Here is a 15,013-nt window from a genome sequence, read left to right on the forward strand (position 1 = left end):
GAATATGTTCATTAAAGTTCGCAAACGAACACTATCGGTTCGATAGTTTTTCCAAACCAGTTTCCGAATACGACGCAGAGGACACAGCAGGTGACGCAAGGCTCGAGATACGATTTGCTCGTCGTGGGCGGCGGGATCAACGGCGCAGGCATCGCACGCGATGCGGCGGGCCGCGGCCTGTCAGTGCTGCTCTGCGAGCAGGACGATCTGGCGGCCCATACGTCGTCGGCCAGCACCAAGCTGATTCACGGCGGCCTGCGCTACCTCGAGTACCGCGAGTTCGGGCTGGTGCGCAAAGCCCTGCAGGAGCGCGAAACGCTGCTGCGCGCGGCGCCGCACATCATGTGGCCGCTGCGCTTCGTGATGCCGCACATGCCCGATCTGCGTCCGGCCTGGCTGATCCGCGCCGGCTTGTTCCTTTACGATCACCTCGCTAAACGCGAACTGCTGCCCGGCTCGCGCGGCATCGTGATGCGCAACCATCCTGCCGGCGCGCCGCTGGTCGATTCGATCAAGCGCGGTTTCGTGTATTCGGATGGCTGGGTGAATGACGCGCGTCTCGTCGTGCTGAACGCGCTGGATGCGAAGGAACGCGGCGCGAAGATTCTCACGCGCACCAAGCTGCTGAGCGCGGTGCGCGCCGGCGGCGAATGGCGCGCGCAACTCAAGCGTGACGACGGCACGATCCTCGACGTGCGCGCCGCTTCGATCGCGAATGCGGCTGGACCGTGGGTCGGCGAATTGCTGCATGGCGCGCTCGGGCGGGAAGCAACGCACAGCGTGCGCCTCGTGAAAGGCAGCCATATCGTCACGCGCCGTCTGTTCGAACACGATCACGCGTACATCTTCCAGAATCCGGACAAGCGGATCATCTTCGCGATTCCGTACGAACACGATTACACGCTGATCGGCACAACCGACCTCGAATATCGTGGCGACCCGTCGCAAGTGGCGATCAACGCCGACGAAACGCAGTACCTGTGCGATTCGATCAACCGCTACTTCAAAGAAAAGATCTCGCCGCAAGACGTGCGCTGGACCTACTCGGGCGTGCGTCCGCTGCTCGAGGAAGAAGGCGCGGACAATCCCTCAGCGGTTACGCGCGACTACTCGCTGGAACTCGATGCGCCTGCGGGCGAAGCACCGCTGCTGTCGGTGTTCGGCGGCAAGATCACAACCTTCCGCAAGCTGGCGGAAGAAGCCGTCGACAAACTCGCGCACGCGCTGCATAACGGCACGCCTTCGTGGACGGCCGGTGCGCCGTTGCCCGGCGGCGATATTCCGCAGGCCAACTTCGAGCGCTTCCTCGCCGGTTTCAAGCAGCAGAATGCATGGCTGCCCGCCGATCTGGCTCACCGCCTCGCGCGTGCGTACGGCACGCGTGTAAAAAACGTCATTGGCAACGCGCGCTCGGTGGCCGATCTCGGCCGCGCTTTCGCGCCGGGCCTCTACGAGGCCGAACTCACTTACCTGCGCGACACCGAATGGGCACGCAGCGCGCAAGATGTGTTGTGGCGCCGCTCGAAACTCGGACTGCACGTCGAACCGGGCACACTCGATTCGATCACACACGACATTGACGCATGGTTCGCCCGCGAACCGTTCCGACAGAGTGCCTAGCCAAACCAGCTAGTCAGGTCATTTAGCTGAGCCGCATAGCCGGACCACCCAGGTCAGGCTACCGCAACACGGCCTGGTTATGTGGATGAACCCGCGTGACCCGATTCGATTTTCACCCCCTCGGCTACTGACAAAGCCGGGACGCACAAGCTCGAACTGTTGCAACCCGCTTGAACCAACACGCCGTTCCCGTCGCCGGTCAGCAATCCGGCGATTCATAAAACACATGGAGAAGAGACAATGCAGGATCAGTACATCCTCGCGCTTGACCAAGGCACCACCAGCTCCCGCGCGATGCTGTTCGACCGGCTCGGCAATATCGTGTCGACCGCTCAGAAAGAATTCCAGCAAATCTATCCACGTCCCGGTTGGGTCGAACACGACCCGCAGGAAATCTGGTCGACGCAGGCCGGCGTCGCCGCTGAAGCCGTTACGCGCGCGGGCATGAACGGCACGTCGATCGCGGCGATTGGCATTACTAATCAGCGTGAGACCACCATCGTGTGGGACCGCGAAACCGGTCATCCAATTTATAACGCGATCGTCTGGCAAGACCGCCGCACCGCCGACTTCTGCGACCAGCTTAAAGAGCAAGGTCTCGAAGAAAAAGTCCGCGCAAAAACCGGTCTACCAATCGACTCGTACTTCTCGGCGACCAAGATCCGCTGGATTCTCGACAACGTCGAAGGCGCACGCGAAAAAGCGAAGCAAGGCCGCCTCGCCTTCGGCACGGTAGATAGCTGGCTGGTGTGGAATTTCACCAAGGGTGGTCTGCATGTCACCGACGTGACCAATGCATCGCGCACGATGCTGTTCAATATCCACACGCTGAAGTGGGACGACGAACTGCTCGAAGCGCTCGACATTCCGCGCAATATGCTGCCGGAAGTGCGTGCCTCGTCGGAAGTGTACGGGCCGACCAAGACCACCGTGTTCGCCTCCAAGATTCCGCTCGCGGGCATCGCCGGTGACCAGCACGCGGCGCTGTTCGGCCAGATGTGCACGGAGTCGGGCATGGTGAAGAACACCTACGGCACCGGCTGCTTCCTCGTGATGAACACCGGCGACAAGCCGATCGAATCGAAGAACAATCTCGTCACCACCATTGCGTGGCAGATCGGCGACCAGATCAACTATGCGCTCGAAGGCAGCATCTTCATCGGCGGCGCGGTGGTGCAATGGCTGCGCGACGGCCTCGGCATCATCAAGAACGCAGCCGAGATCGAAACGATGGCGCGCAGCGTGCCGCATAGCGATGGCGTGTATCTGGTGCCCGCATTTGCAGGCCTCGGTGCGCCGCACTGGAATGCACGGGCTCGCGGCACGCTGTTCGGCGTGACGCGTGGCACGAGTTCGGCGCACATTGCCCGCGCCGCGCTCGACTCGATCGCCTATCAGTCGCTCGACGTGCTGAAGGCAATGGAAGCCGACTCCGGCATTCGCATCGGCGAATTGCGTGTGGACGGCGGCGCTTGCGCGAACAATCTGCTGATGCAATTTCAGGCGGACATTCTCGGCGTCGACGCTGTGCGTCCGAAGGTATCGGAGACAACCGCATTGGGCGCGGCATATCTGGCCGGTCTCGCGGTCGGCTACTGGAAAGACGTGAACGAACTGAAAAGCCAGTGGGCCCTCGATCGTCGTTTCACGCCTGCCCTGCCGCACGCCGAAGTCAAGGAGTGCCTCGACGGCTGGCAGCGCGCGATCCGCGCCGCGAAGGCCTGGGCCGACACGCCCTGATTGCCGTTCATCGGTTCCTAAGACACCTTTCGACATAACGAAGCCGCCTATCCAGCGGCTTCCCTAACAACTATATTTCGGATACCAAATCATGTCTCCTTACATTGCGGAATTCATCGGCACCGCACTTCTGGTGCTGCTCGGCAACGGCGCGGTTGCCAATGTGCTGCTCGCGCGCACCAAGGGCAAAGGCGCGGACTTGATCGTGATCGTGATGGGCTGGGCGATGGCCGTGTTCATCGCCGTGTACGTCACGGCATCGTATAGCGGCGCGCACCTGAATCCTGTGGTCACGATCAGCCTCGCGCTGGCAGGCAAGTTCGCGTGGGCCAAAGTGCCGGGCTACGTCGCGGCGCAGATGCTCGGCGGAATGGCGGGCGCCCTGCTCGTGTGGCTCGCGTATCGTCAGCACTTCAACAAGGAAGGCGATGCAGACGTGAAGCTCGGCGTGTTCTGCACGTCGCCCGCAATTCGCAGCGTGCCGCATAACCTGCTCACCGAAATGATCGCGACTTTCGTGCTGATTCTCGGCGTGCTGTATCTTGCTTCGCCTCAAGTTGGCTTGGGCGCGCTCGACGCGCTGCCGGTTGGCCTGCTGGTACTCGGCATCGGTATTTCGCTCGGCGGCCCGACCGGTTACGCGATGAGCCCCGCGCGCGACCTGTCGCCGCGTCTGATGCACGCGCTGCTGCCGATTCCGGGCAAACGCGACAGCGACTGGCGTTATTCGTGGATTCCGGTGTGCGGTCCGCTGCTGGGCGGCGCGGCTGCAACAGGGCTGTATTTGTATCTGCATGCGCACTGATTCTGCAGCGCACGTGGGAGCGTATATAGGGCCCGCACGAGGCGCTCTAAAGGCGCACTGAGCGCGCTCCCACAGCGCAAATAAGCGCTGACGGCAAGCGAAGGCGCCGCGCACGCGGCGCCAAAGCACGTATCATGATGCTTTCAATCTCCGCGCATGAGCTTGCAACTGTCTTGCTCGCGTGCCTCTCGCTTTCCGTCTTAAAGCATGATCGACCACCTCATCTGTGACTGCGACGGCGTGCTCGTCGACAGCGAAATCATCGCTGACCGCGTAATGCTCGAAACGCTGTCCGCCACCTTCCCCGGCCTCGACTTCGAACCCGTCGTCAAAACGGCGTTCGGCCAGCAGACCTCGCGCTTTCTCGAAGGTATCGAGAAGTCGTTCGATATCACGCTGCCTGCCGATTTCTTCAATACGATTGAACACAATGTCGAGCTTGAGCTCGCGGCGTCGCTCAGCCCGATCAACGGCGTGCGCGAGGCCTTGCAACGCGTGACGCTGCCGGCCGCGGTTGTGTCGAACAGCCGGATGGCGCGCGTGAATGCGTCGGTGCGGCGCGCGGGTTTGCAGCAGATTTTCGGCGAGCGGATTTTCAGCGCCGAACAGGTCGCACGGCCGAAGCCTTATCCGGATGTGTATCTGTTCGCTGCAAAGACACTGAGCGTGGAACCCTCGCGCTGCGTCGTCGTGGAAGATAGCGTGGCCGGTCTGAATGCCGCGCGAGCGGCGGGCATGAAGACGATTGCCTTCGTCGGTGCAAGCCATATCCCCGACGGTTATGCAGATGCGCTGCGCAAGATGGGCATGACACGCATCATGAAGCATATGGATGAACTGCCCGCGCTGGTCGAGGCCGGTGTGCGTGGGGAGTTTGGCGACGTGCAGTCTTAACGGGCGCAGCAATAAAAAAGCCGGCTGCAAGAGTCGGCTTCAAATTCCTGAGAAACCCCGCGCTTTTCCGAGCGCGGGTTTTTTCTAACGTATCAAACCTCATCCGCGACACATTCGCGCGCCGTCGCCAGCGCCTCACGGAATTCCACCAGCTCGGCGATCGTCAGCATCGGCAGATTGTGTTGTTGAGCGAAGCGCTCCACATCCGCGCCGCGCGTCATCGTGCCGTCCGCGTTCATCAGCTCGCACAGCACGCCGGCCGGTTTCAGACCCGCGAGAATCGCCAGATCGACTGTGCCTTCGGTGTGGCCGCGACGCGCGAGCACGCCGCCGGGTTGCGCACGCAGCGGAAACACGTGGCCCGGACGCACGATGTCGGCAGGCTTCGCCGTATCGCTGATAGCTGCGCGGATTGTCGTCACGCGATCGAGCGCGGATACGCCGGTGGTCACGCCATCGCGCGCTTCGATCGAAACCGTGAACGCGGTGCCGTGACGGCTTTCGTTGTTGACAGACATCGGCGGCAGTTCGAGTGCGCGGATCTTCTCGTCAGGCAGGCACAGGCAGACGATGCCGCTGCATTCGCGAATCAGCAAGGCCATGGTTTCGACGGAAAGACGCTCGGCGGAAACGATCAGATCAGCTTCGTTCTCGCGGTCGTGATCGTCTTGCAGGACGACAGCGCGGCCATCGCGCATGGCTTGCAAGGCAGCGGCGATACGCGGCGGAACGGGCTCGGTGGCGAGCAGGGGAAGGTCAAGTGATGCGCTATCCGCAATCACCGACGGAGCAGGAAAAGTAGCAAAGGACATAGTTGAAACGCTCATCGCAAAAGTTGGGCGAAAAACGTTTCAGGGCATTGCAAACAGACAAAGACGCGCCGTTGAACGCCGCGCAAAGCGGCGCTCGCGCACCGCCCGAAACTCTGGCGGCATCACGGAAACGAACATGACTATCTGCACATCTTCTTCCATCCGGACTCTAACCGTCGGCTCTGGCTTCTCACCAGATCTGCTGACCCCGCTGCGCTTTCGATACGCTGAAAGCTGAACGACGCGGGCGCTCGCGGGCTCACCGGCTCACGCTTTCGCGCTGCCGGCATACCGCCGGTGGGGAATTTCGCCCCGCCCTGAAGACGCACTGATTGCCGGATTGACCGGCCGGCAAAGAATACAACAGTCGCGCGAAACCTGCAGCGCAACCCCTACTGACTAGACGGACATCCCGGCTTCACCGCCGATTTTGACAGCACATCCGCCTGAAAAACTGCACTCGTCAAGCCGGTCAAACCGGCGCGGCCTGGCGTGTCAAATCGTGCTGCGCGGGCACATCCCAGCGCGGCGGCGTTTCCGCCTTCAACGTGACGCGAAACGCGCGCGCTTCGGTGTCGCCGGGATTGCGCAGGCTGTGCGGCTGGTCGGCATCGAACACGATCGCGTCGCCCGTGGCCAGCAACTGGCGCTGGTCGTGCACGCTGACTTCCAGCGTGCCTTCGCTCACCACCAGATTCACCGTGGTGCCCGGCGCGCGGCGCGTGCCGGCCTCGGTGTGCAACGGCGCGATACGCAGCTCGTGAAACTCTGCGGCGGTCGGCTCGGCATCAGGATAGAGCGGCCGGGCCGAGTAGCGCCCATTCGAACTGACGAGCCGCGACGAACGCTCCGCCGGCAAATGCTCGAAGCCGTTGGTCGCATGACGCCGCAAGAACGCCGCCACCGAAACCTTCAACGCCGATGCCACTTTGCAGAGCACCTTGATCGACGGCACGCTGCGCGCGGACTCGATCTGCGCGAGCATCGCTCGCGAGACGCCGGAGGCGCGGGCCAGAGCGTCAAGCGAAAGTTGGCGCTCGGCGCGCAAACGAGCGAGATTCACGCCGACCAGATGTTCAAGAGCATCGAAAGGTTCAGCGGCACGCGGCGACGCATCGGTGTCAGCCGTGGGATCGCGAACCAGCGCAAGCGGGGAATGCATGATTGCCTCCAGGAGCGCCGCCGGACGGCGGGCAAGCGGTTAGTGGAAGCAAGATAGCACCGCGCCCCGCCGCGCCCAACGAAGTTATCTTCACACTGTTATCAGCATTGCGGAGGACGATTCTCGCAAAGCTTGTGCGAATTTTTCATATGGGCGTATTTGGGGCGGATGCGCTCACGCAGACTCAGGCGCTTTGCGCCACCGTCCTTGCCGGCGCATCCATCCGCGCCGCGAACCACGTGAGCAACAACGCCACCACGCTAACCGCCGCTGCGACCCACGGCAGCGTATCGAGCGAATGGCCATGATTGATCACCAGACCGCCGAGCCACGCGCCGCCCGCATTGCCCACGTTGAACGCACCGATGTTCAGCGTCGAAGCCAGATTCGGCGCGGCAGCAGCCTTCTCGACCACACGCATCTGCAACGGCGGCACCGTCGCAAACGCCGCAATGCCCCACACGAAAATGGTAATCGCCGCCGCCACCTGCGAGTGGCTGGTCCGCGCGAAGATCGCCATCACCACCGCGAGCGCCACCAGAATGCCCATCAGCGAAGGCATCAACGCACGATCCGCCAGCTTGCCGCCCACGGTATTGCCGATCGTGAGACCGACGCCGAACAGCACCAGAATCAGCGTCACGCCGCGCGGCGAGAAGCCGCTGACCTGCTCGAGGATCGGCGCGATATAGGTGAACACGACGAACACGCCGCCGAAACCCAGCACCGTCATTGCGAGCGCGGTCCAGACTTGCAGATCCTTTAGCACACGCACTTCGTGACCGAGGCCGACCGGGCCGGAATCATGGCGATTCGGCACCAGCAACGACACGCCGGCCAGCGACAGCACACCAAATGCGCTGACGATCCAGAACGCCGCACGCCAGCCAAACTCCTGGCCGACAAACGTCCCGAACGGCACGCCGAGCACATTCGCGAGTGTCAAACCGGTGAACATCAGCGCAATGGCGCTTGCCCGCTTTTCAGCCGGCACGAGCGAAGCCGCTACCACCGCGCCGATGCCAAAGAACGACCCATGCGCAAACGACGTCACCACGCGCGCGATCATCAGCACCGAATAGCTGGACGCAATCGCGCACAGCGTATTGCCGACGATGAACACGCCCATCAGCAACTGCAACGCGAGTTTGCGCGGCATCTTGCTGGTGACCACGGCGAGCAGCGGCGCACCGACGGCCACGCCGAGCGCATAGCCGCTCACCAGCAAACCGGCCGACGGAATCGACACAGCCAGATCGCGCGCGACCTCGGGCAGCAAGCCCATGATCACGAACTCGGTCGTGCCGATCGCGAAAGCGCTGATCGCGAGCGCCAGTAATGGAATGGGCATTTTTCTACTCCAGGTTCTAAAGTTGAGCGTGTTAGCTACGGTGGGCGTTGCGCAGCGCCGTTACGAATTCGATGACCACGCCCGGCGCGAGCGCGATAAACAACTGCTGCCCGGCTTGCTGCGGCCCCATCTGCGGCACTTCGGCAAGCCGATAAGGCAGGTCCGCCGCATGCACGCGCCGCAAGAGCGCCGCCCATTCGTCGGCACTTTCCAGCCGGAAGGCGACATGGTCGATGCGTGGCATGGCCCTGCCCGTTACGGCGGGCACCGTCGCATCGATCAGATGAATCGCCGGCCGGCCGTTCGCATACAGCCAGTAGCCGTCGATCGAAAACCGCGGACGCGCGCCCTCCGTCAGCCCGGCGACGTCGACGAAGAAACGTCGGGCGGTCTCGAGGTCGGCGGTGACGATCGTTGCGTGATCGAGTTGCATGGTGTGGGCTGCACGGAGCACAAAGGGTTTACGAGGAGTGCATTGTGAGCGGAACACGTCGATTTGATAATTGGCGTAGCATTTGAAACATTTTCAAATAACTTTGAAAGATCGCGATGGATAACCTCGGTGATATCCGCCTGTTCGTCGAAGCGGCGCAGCAGGGCAGCCTGTCGGCGGCGGGCCGCAAGATGGGCCTGACGCCGGCCGCCGCCAGCGCGCGGCTGGCCAAACTCGAAACTGGCCTGAAAACGCGCCTGTTCGAGCGCACCACCCGTCAGCTGAGGCTCACGGACGAAGGCCGCCTCTACCTGAACTGCTGCCGCCAGGCGCTGCAATCGCTCGACGACGCCGAAGCCGCGCTGCAAGCCGGCCAGGGCGTGGTGCGCGGCAAGGTGCGGATCTCCGCGACCTCGGACTTCGGCCGCAACCTGCTGATGCACTGGCTCGACGAGTTCAACGCGCTTTATCCGGAAGTCACGTTCGCGCTGACGCTGTCGGACTCGCTATCGAATCTGGTGCAGGAAGACATCGATCTGGCGATCCGCTTCGGCGTGCCGCAGGACAGCTCGCTTATCGCCCGCAAGCTGGCGTCGAACCGCCGTGTGCTGTGCGCGTCGCCGGACTACATCGCCCGCAAGGGCGAGCCGAAAGACCCGAACGATCTGGCGAATTTCGACTGCATCGTGCTCGGCACCGCATCCGGCCCGGCCAACGAATGGCGTTTCACGCGCGGCGAGGAAGTGCAGCACTACACTGTGCCGTTCGAAACGTCCCGGGAAACCAACGACGGCGCGGTCGCCCGCGAATGGGCGCGGCGCGGCTACGGGATCGTCATCAAGTCGATGTGGGACGTGGAAGCGGACTTGCGCGGCGACTGCCTGAAAATCCTGCTGCCCGAATGGCGCTACCCGGACGCGCCGCTGCACGCGCTCTACCATCGCAACCGCTTCATGGCGCCGCGTGTGCGCGTGCTGCTCGATTTTCTGAGCGAGCGCTTCGCGCAGGTGTCGGACGAACTGGAAGGCCTGCTGGGCTTGCCGCCGGAGCGGCCGCGCGCCAAGGCCGCCGCGGAAACCGCATCCGGTGAAGGGCTATAATATTGAGCTACGCTGCAAACGTGCATTGAAAGTGGACCGGAATAGGCTCAAGCGGGCTCGAGCAAGCCCCAGCGCCGCCCCGCGGCGCCGTCCGCACGTTTTCACCTCTCTCCACCTTTTAAACGACGCCCCCAGGTTAACCACTGCGACCGGCGAAAATCGATGACCAAGAAAGTTTATGTAAAGACCTACGGCTGCCAGATGAACGAGTACGACTCCGACAAGATGGTCGACGTACTCGGCGCGGCTGAAGGCCTCGTCAAAACCGACACCCCGGAAGACGCGGACGTTATTCTCTTCAACACCTGCTCGGTGCGCGAAAAAGCGCAGGAGAAAGTCTTCTCCGAACTCGGCCGTGTGCGCGAGTTGAAAGAAGCGAACCCGAATCTGATCATCGGCGTGGGCGGTTGCGTGGCGAGCCAGGAAGGCGCGTCGATCGTTGCGCGCGCACCGTATGTCGATCTGGTGTTCGGGCCGCAAACGCTGCACCGTCTGCCGCAAATGATCGACAAGCGCCGCGAAAGCGGCCGCGCTCAGGTCGACATCTCGTTCCCGGAAATCGAAAAGTTCGATCACCTGCCGCCGGCGCGCGTGGATGGCGCGAGCGCGTTCGTGTCGATCATGGAAGGGTGCAGCAAGTACTGCAGCTACTGCGTCGTGCCGTACACGCGCGGTGAAGAAGTGTCACGTCCGCTCGACGACGTGCTGACTGAAATCGCCGGACTCGCCGACCAGGGCGTGCGTGAAGTCACGCTGCTCGGCCAGAACGTAAATGCTTACCGCGCCGGCATCACGCTCGGTTCGTCGGAGATCGCCGACTTCGCCCAGCTGATCGAATACGTCGCGGACATTCCTGGCATCGAACGGATTCGCTACACCACGTCGCATCCGAAGGAATTCACGCAGCGCCTGATCGACACCTACGCCAAGGTGCCGAAGCTCGTCAGCCACCTGCATCTGCCGGTGCAGCACGGCTCCGACCGCATTCTGATGGCGATGAAGCGTGGCTACACCGTGCTCGAATACAAATCGGTGATCCGCAAGCTGCGCGCGATCCGCCCTGACCTGTCGTTGTCGACCGACATGATCGTCGGCTTCCCGGGCGAGACGGAAGAAGACTTCGACAAGATGATGGCGCTCGTGCACGAGATGAAGTACGACACCAGCTTCTCGTTCATCTACAGCCCGCGTCCCGGCACGCCGGCTGCGAATCTGCACGACGACACCCCGCGTGAAGTGAAGCTCAAACGTCTGCAATATTTGCAGGCTACGATCGAAGAGAACGTGCAGCGCATCAGCGATTCGATGGTCGGCAAGATCGAGCGGATTCTGGTCGAACGCCCGGCGCGCAAGGACCCGAACGAACTCGCGGGCCGCACCGAGAACAACCGCGTGGTGAATTTCCCGGCGCCGGTCGCGTCGCACGCACGGCTGATCGGCCAGATGGTGGACGTGAAAATCGTCCATGCGTACCCACATTCGTTACGTGGCGAGCTCGTGCTGGTACATGACGACGCGCCCGCAACCACCCACTGAGCGACGCCAGCCAGCGTCACAACCCCGACAGGATCGATCCTCCGCCTTGAAGACCACTCAGCAGCATCTGGAATTCACCGCACCGCGCGACGACAACGCGCGGCTCGCCAACCTCTGCGGACCGCTCGACGAAAATCTGCGGCAGATCGAGCAGGCGCTCGACGTGACGCTGCAACGCCGTGGCCACCGCATCACGATTCGCGGGCGCGGCGCGAAACTCGCGCTTACCGCGCTCGAAAAGTTCTACGACAACTCGCAGAAGCCCCTGTCGGTCGACGACATCCAGCTCGCGCTCGTTGAAGTGCGTCAGCCGGCACGCCATCGCGCGAACGGCAACGGCCACGGCACGGAAGCGCTGGACCCGCGCTTTCCGGGCAATCCGGATCACCCGTTCGATCAGCCCGCCGACAGCGGCGACGACGACCTCGAAGAACTCGGCCCGAAGCTGTACACGCGTCGCGCCGACCTGCGCGGCCGCACGCCGATGCAACGCGAGTATCTGAAGCAGATCATTTCGCACGACGTGACGTTCGGCATTGGTCCGGCGGGAACGGGCAAGACCTATCTCGCGGTGGCTTGCGCGGTGGACGCACTGGAGCGTGATCAGGTCAAACGCATTGTGTTGACGCGTCCGGCCGTCGAAGCGGGCGAACGTCTTGGCTTCCTGCCGGGCGATCTGGCGCAGAAGGTCGATCCGTATCTGCGTCCGTTGTATGACGCGCTGTACGACCTGCTCGGTTTCGACAAGACCGCCAAGATGTTCGAGCGCCAGATGATCGAAATCGCACCGCTCGCGTACATGCGCGGCCGCACGCTGAATCACGCGTTCATCATCCTCGACGAGGCGCAGAACACCACGCCCGAACAGATGAAGATGTTCCTTACGCGGATCGGCTTTGGCTCGAAGGCCGTGGTCACCGGCGACACGACCCAAGTCGACTTGCCGCGTGGTCACAAGAGCGGGCTGATCGAAGCGCAGCAGGTTCTCGCGGACGTGCGCGGCATTGCGCTCACGCGCTTCACGAGCGCGGACGTGGTGCGGCATCCGCTGGTCGCGCGAATTGTGGAGGCGTACGATGCGCATTCGCAGAAAACCGCCAGTCCGGCGGATTCGCGCTAGATTGCGTCGTTAATTTTGAGCCGAGCTCCACTGGACAGGCCGCAGCAAACCAGGCAACAAACCGAACAAGCATGAGCCGCGCACCGAAACTGACGTTGAATCTGCAATTCCCCGCCGCCAAGACCTGGCCGGAACATAAGGCGCTGCTGCCGCGCGCCACCGTGGCCGGCTGGATAAAGGCGGCGCTCTTCGCAGACGGCGAGCTGACCGTGCGGTTCGTCGATGCCGAAGAAGGCCGCACGCTGAACCGCACCTATCGCGGCAAAGATTACTCGACCAATGTGCTGACATTTGCGTACGCCGAATCGGAAGACGATCCGGTGACGGGCGATCTGATCCTGTGCTGTCCGGTGGTCGAAAAAGAAGCCGCCGAACAGGGTAAGCCGCTGATCGCGCACTACGCGCATCTGCTGGTGCACGGCACCCTCCATGCGCAAGGCTACGACCACGAGGTCGAGGAAGAAGCCGAGGAGATGGAAGCGATCGAAACCGAAATTCTCGGCAAGCTCGGGTTCCCGGATCCTTACCAATAGTCTTTCCCAACCTCTTTACCCTCTCAGTCAGAAACTACCGTGAGCACGTCCTCCCCTGAAACCGATACGCAACGCACGCCCTGCCCGGACTACCCGCCCGCGCTCGGCGAACCGCGGCTGCTGACTGAGGAGGAGTTGCGCACGTCGCTCGAATGCACGTTGCGTGACTGGGACCGCAAGAGCGATCTGTGGTTGTTCGGTTATGGTTCGCTGATCTGGAATCCCGGTCTGCCTAGTGTCGAAGCGGCCCGCTCGAAAGTGCATGGTTATCACCGCGGACTGTATCTGTGGTCACGCGTGAATCGCGGCACGCCCGAACAGCCGGGCCTCGTGCTCGCGCTCGATCGCGGCGGCTCATGCTCCGGCATCGCCTTCCGCCTCGCCGCCGAGGGTGCGATGCCGCATCTGGAAGCGCTGTGGCGCCGTGAAATGCCAATGGGTTCGTATCGCCCGACGTGGCTGCCCTGCGTGCTCGCCGACGGCCGCCGCGTCGACGCGCTCGCGTTCGTGATGCGGCGCGACGTGCCGACCTACACCGGCAAACTACGTGACGAGGTCGTCAAAACCGTGTTCGGCTGCGCGAGCGGCCGCTACGGCACCACGCTCGACTACGTGAGCCGCACCGTCCACGCGTTGCGCGAAAGCGGCATGCCCGACCGCGCGCTCGAAGCGCTGCTCGAGCGTTGCCGCGAGGAAAGCCGCGAGGCCGGTCATGACGCTGAGCGGCAAACGGGCCAAGGCTCGGCACAATAAGGCAAACGCAGCCGCGCCCACTTCAGCGCCCCGCTCGATCCTTACTTTTTTGCTCGAAAACGCTTTTCCTCGCGTAATCAGTTAGGATTGACCCATGCCCACCGCGCGCGGCCGGGCGGGTCATCACTGCTTCACTCATCGCCCAGCCCGGCAGGACACGGTCCTGCCATGTGCCTGGTGTATCCTTAATGCTCTGCAACAGCGCGCCCAGTCTCGCCGGGCGCACTACCATGAACGACACGTATCCCAGTCGACACCGAACTAGCGACAAACCACAGGAAAAACGCTCACTCCTCGAGCGTCTGACCGACTTCATCTCGCCCGAGCCCGACTCGCGGGCCGAACTTCTGGAAATCCTGCAGGACGCGCACGAGCGCAACCTGATCGACGCCGACTCGCTGTCGATGATCGAGGGCGTATTCCAGGTGTCCGAACTCAGCGCCCGCGACATCATGGTGCCGCGCGCTCAAATGGACGCGATCAACATCGCGGACAATCCCGCCGAATTCATCCCCTACGTGCTGGAAAAAGCGCACTCGCGCTATCCGGTATTCGAAGGCAATCGCGACAACATCATTGGTGTGCTGCTCGCGAAAGACCTGCTGCGCTACTACGCCGAAGACGAATTCGACGTGCGCGGCATGCTGCGCCCCGCCGTCTTCATCCCGGAGTCCAAGCGCCTGAATGTGCTGCTGCACGACTTCCGCGTGAATCGTAATCACCTCGCGGTGGTGGTCGACGAATACGGCGGCGTGGCAGGCCTGATCACGATTGAAGACGTGCTGGAACAGATCGTCGGCGATATTGAAGACGAATACGATTTCGACGAAGAAAGTGGCAACATCATCGCTTCGCCGGACGGCCGCTTCCGCGTGCGCGCGCTCACGGAGATCGAGCAGTTCAACGAGTCCTTCGGCACACATTTTCCGGACGACGAAGTCGATACGATCGGCGGTCTCGTCACGCATCATTTTGGACGGGTGCCGCATCGCGGCGAAAAAGTCCGCCTCGACGATCTGATCTTCGAGATTCTGCGCGGCGACGCCCGCCAGATTCACATGCTGCTGGTGCGCCGCGACCCGCTCGCGGGCCAGCGCGAGCGCGAAGCACAGCACGTGCAGACCTGATCCGCTCCTTTTCTTCGCCTCTTCAAC

At 62.6% G+C, this 15,013-nt stretch carries 14 protein-coding genes and 1 riboswitch; of the genes, 10 read left to right on the forward strand and 4 right to left on the reverse strand.

Annotation, left to right across the window (positions count from 1 at the left end; all coding sequences use genetic code 11):
- Positions 1–90 precede the first annotated feature (90 nt).
- From glpD to M0D68_RS18205, 4 genes are all read left to right on the forward strand, one after another.
- A complete protein-coding gene (glpD, locus tag M0D68_RS18190) occupies positions 91–1,620 on the forward strand; it encodes a glycerol-3-phosphate dehydrogenase (protein ID WP_200618191.1) in 1,530 nt (509 codons plus the stop codon).
- A gap of 240 nt (positions 1,621–1,860) precedes the next feature.
- Complete coding sequence (glpK, locus tag M0D68_RS18195) at positions 1,861–3,360, forward strand: glycerol kinase GlpK (RefSeq protein WP_093635515.1); 1,500 nt, start codon at positions 1,861–1,863, stop codon at positions 3,358–3,360.
- Between the two features lie 91 nt (positions 3,361–3,451).
- A complete protein-coding gene (locus M0D68_RS18200) occupies positions 3,452–4,165 on the forward strand; it encodes an MIP/aquaporin family protein (RefSeq protein ID WP_054034471.1) in 714 nt (237 codons plus the stop codon).
- Positions 4,166–4,372: 207 nt separating this feature from the next.
- Complete coding sequence (locus tag M0D68_RS18205) at positions 4,373–5,059, forward strand: HAD family hydrolase (RefSeq protein ID WP_200618188.1); 687 nt, start codon at positions 4,373–4,375, stop codon at positions 5,057–5,059.
- 92 nt (positions 5,060–5,151) lie between these two features.
- Here the strand turns inward: M0D68_RS18205 and ribB are convergent, their stop codons facing one another.
- From ribB to M0D68_RS18225, 4 genes are all read right to left on the reverse strand, one after another.
- Complete coding sequence (gene ribB / locus M0D68_RS18210; protein ID WP_200618187.1) at positions 5,152–5,871, reverse strand: 3,4-dihydroxy-2-butanone-4-phosphate synthase; 720 nt, start codon at positions 5,869–5,871, stop codon at positions 5,152–5,154.
- Between the two features lie 146 nt (positions 5,872–6,017).
- A riboswitch (FMN riboswitch) is annotated at positions 6,018–6,200 on the reverse strand.
- A 143-nt stretch (positions 6,201–6,343) separates the two neighbouring features.
- Entirely contained in the window at positions 6,344–7,033 is a 690-nt protein-coding gene (locus M0D68_RS18215) for a helix-turn-helix domain-containing protein (RefSeq protein WP_175050764.1), read from the reverse strand.
- A 184-nt stretch (positions 7,034–7,217) separates the two neighbouring features.
- The gene (locus tag M0D68_RS18220; RefSeq protein WP_200618186.1) at positions 7,218–8,384 is read right to left on the reverse strand and encodes an MFS transporter; all 1,167 of its coding nucleotides are present in this window, start codon (positions 8,382–8,384) and stop codon (positions 7,218–7,220) included.
- A gap of 31 nt (positions 8,385–8,415) precedes the next feature.
- The gene (locus M0D68_RS18225; RefSeq protein WP_200618185.1) at positions 8,416–8,817 is read right to left on the reverse strand and encodes a VOC family protein; all 402 of its coding nucleotides are present in this window, start codon (positions 8,815–8,817) and stop codon (positions 8,416–8,418) included.
- 116 nt (positions 8,818–8,933) lie between these two features.
- Between M0D68_RS18225 and M0D68_RS18230 the strand changes: the two genes are divergently transcribed.
- From M0D68_RS18230 to M0D68_RS18255, 6 genes are all read left to right on the forward strand, one after another.
- Positions 8,934–9,917: a LysR family transcriptional regulator gene (locus M0D68_RS18230; protein ID WP_200618184.1), complete on the forward strand. Its 984-nt coding sequence runs from the start codon at positions 8,934–8,936 to the stop codon at positions 9,915–9,917.
- A 162-nt stretch (positions 9,918–10,079) separates the two neighbouring features.
- Positions 10,080–11,453 (forward strand): tRNA (N6-isopentenyl adenosine(37)-C2)-methylthiotransferase MiaB, encoded by a 1,374-nt coding sequence (gene miaB / locus M0D68_RS18235; protein WP_200618183.1) that lies wholly within the window; start codon positions 10,080–10,082, stop codon positions 11,451–11,453.
- A gap of 46 nt (positions 11,454–11,499) precedes the next feature.
- Positions 11,500–12,573 carry a PhoH family protein gene (locus M0D68_RS18240; RefSeq protein WP_200618182.1) on the forward strand — a complete coding sequence of 358 codons (1,074 nt, stop codon included), beginning with the start codon at positions 11,500–11,502 and terminating at the stop codon, positions 12,571–12,573.
- Between the two features lie 71 nt (positions 12,574–12,644).
- A complete protein-coding gene (gene ybeY, locus M0D68_RS18245; protein WP_054034485.1) occupies positions 12,645–13,106 on the forward strand; it encodes an rRNA maturation RNase YbeY in 462 nt (153 codons plus the stop codon).
- A gap of 39 nt (positions 13,107–13,145) precedes the next feature.
- Positions 13,146–13,859 carry a gamma-glutamylcyclotransferase gene (locus M0D68_RS18250; protein WP_200618181.1) on the forward strand — a complete coding sequence of 238 codons (714 nt, stop codon included), beginning with the start codon at positions 13,146–13,148 and terminating at the stop codon, positions 13,857–13,859.
- 230 nt (positions 13,860–14,089) lie between these two features.
- Entirely contained in the window at positions 14,090–14,986 is an 897-nt protein-coding gene (locus tag M0D68_RS18255) for an HlyC/CorC family transporter (protein ID WP_054034680.1), read from the forward strand.
- The last annotated feature ends 27 nt before the right edge of the window (positions 14,987–15,013 follow it).

It is taken from the genome of Paraburkholderia sp. SEWSISQ10-3 4 (assembly GCF_030464785.1).
Classification (GTDB): Bacteria; Pseudomonadota; Gammaproteobacteria; order Burkholderiales; family Burkholderiaceae; genus Paraburkholderia; species Paraburkholderia aspalathi.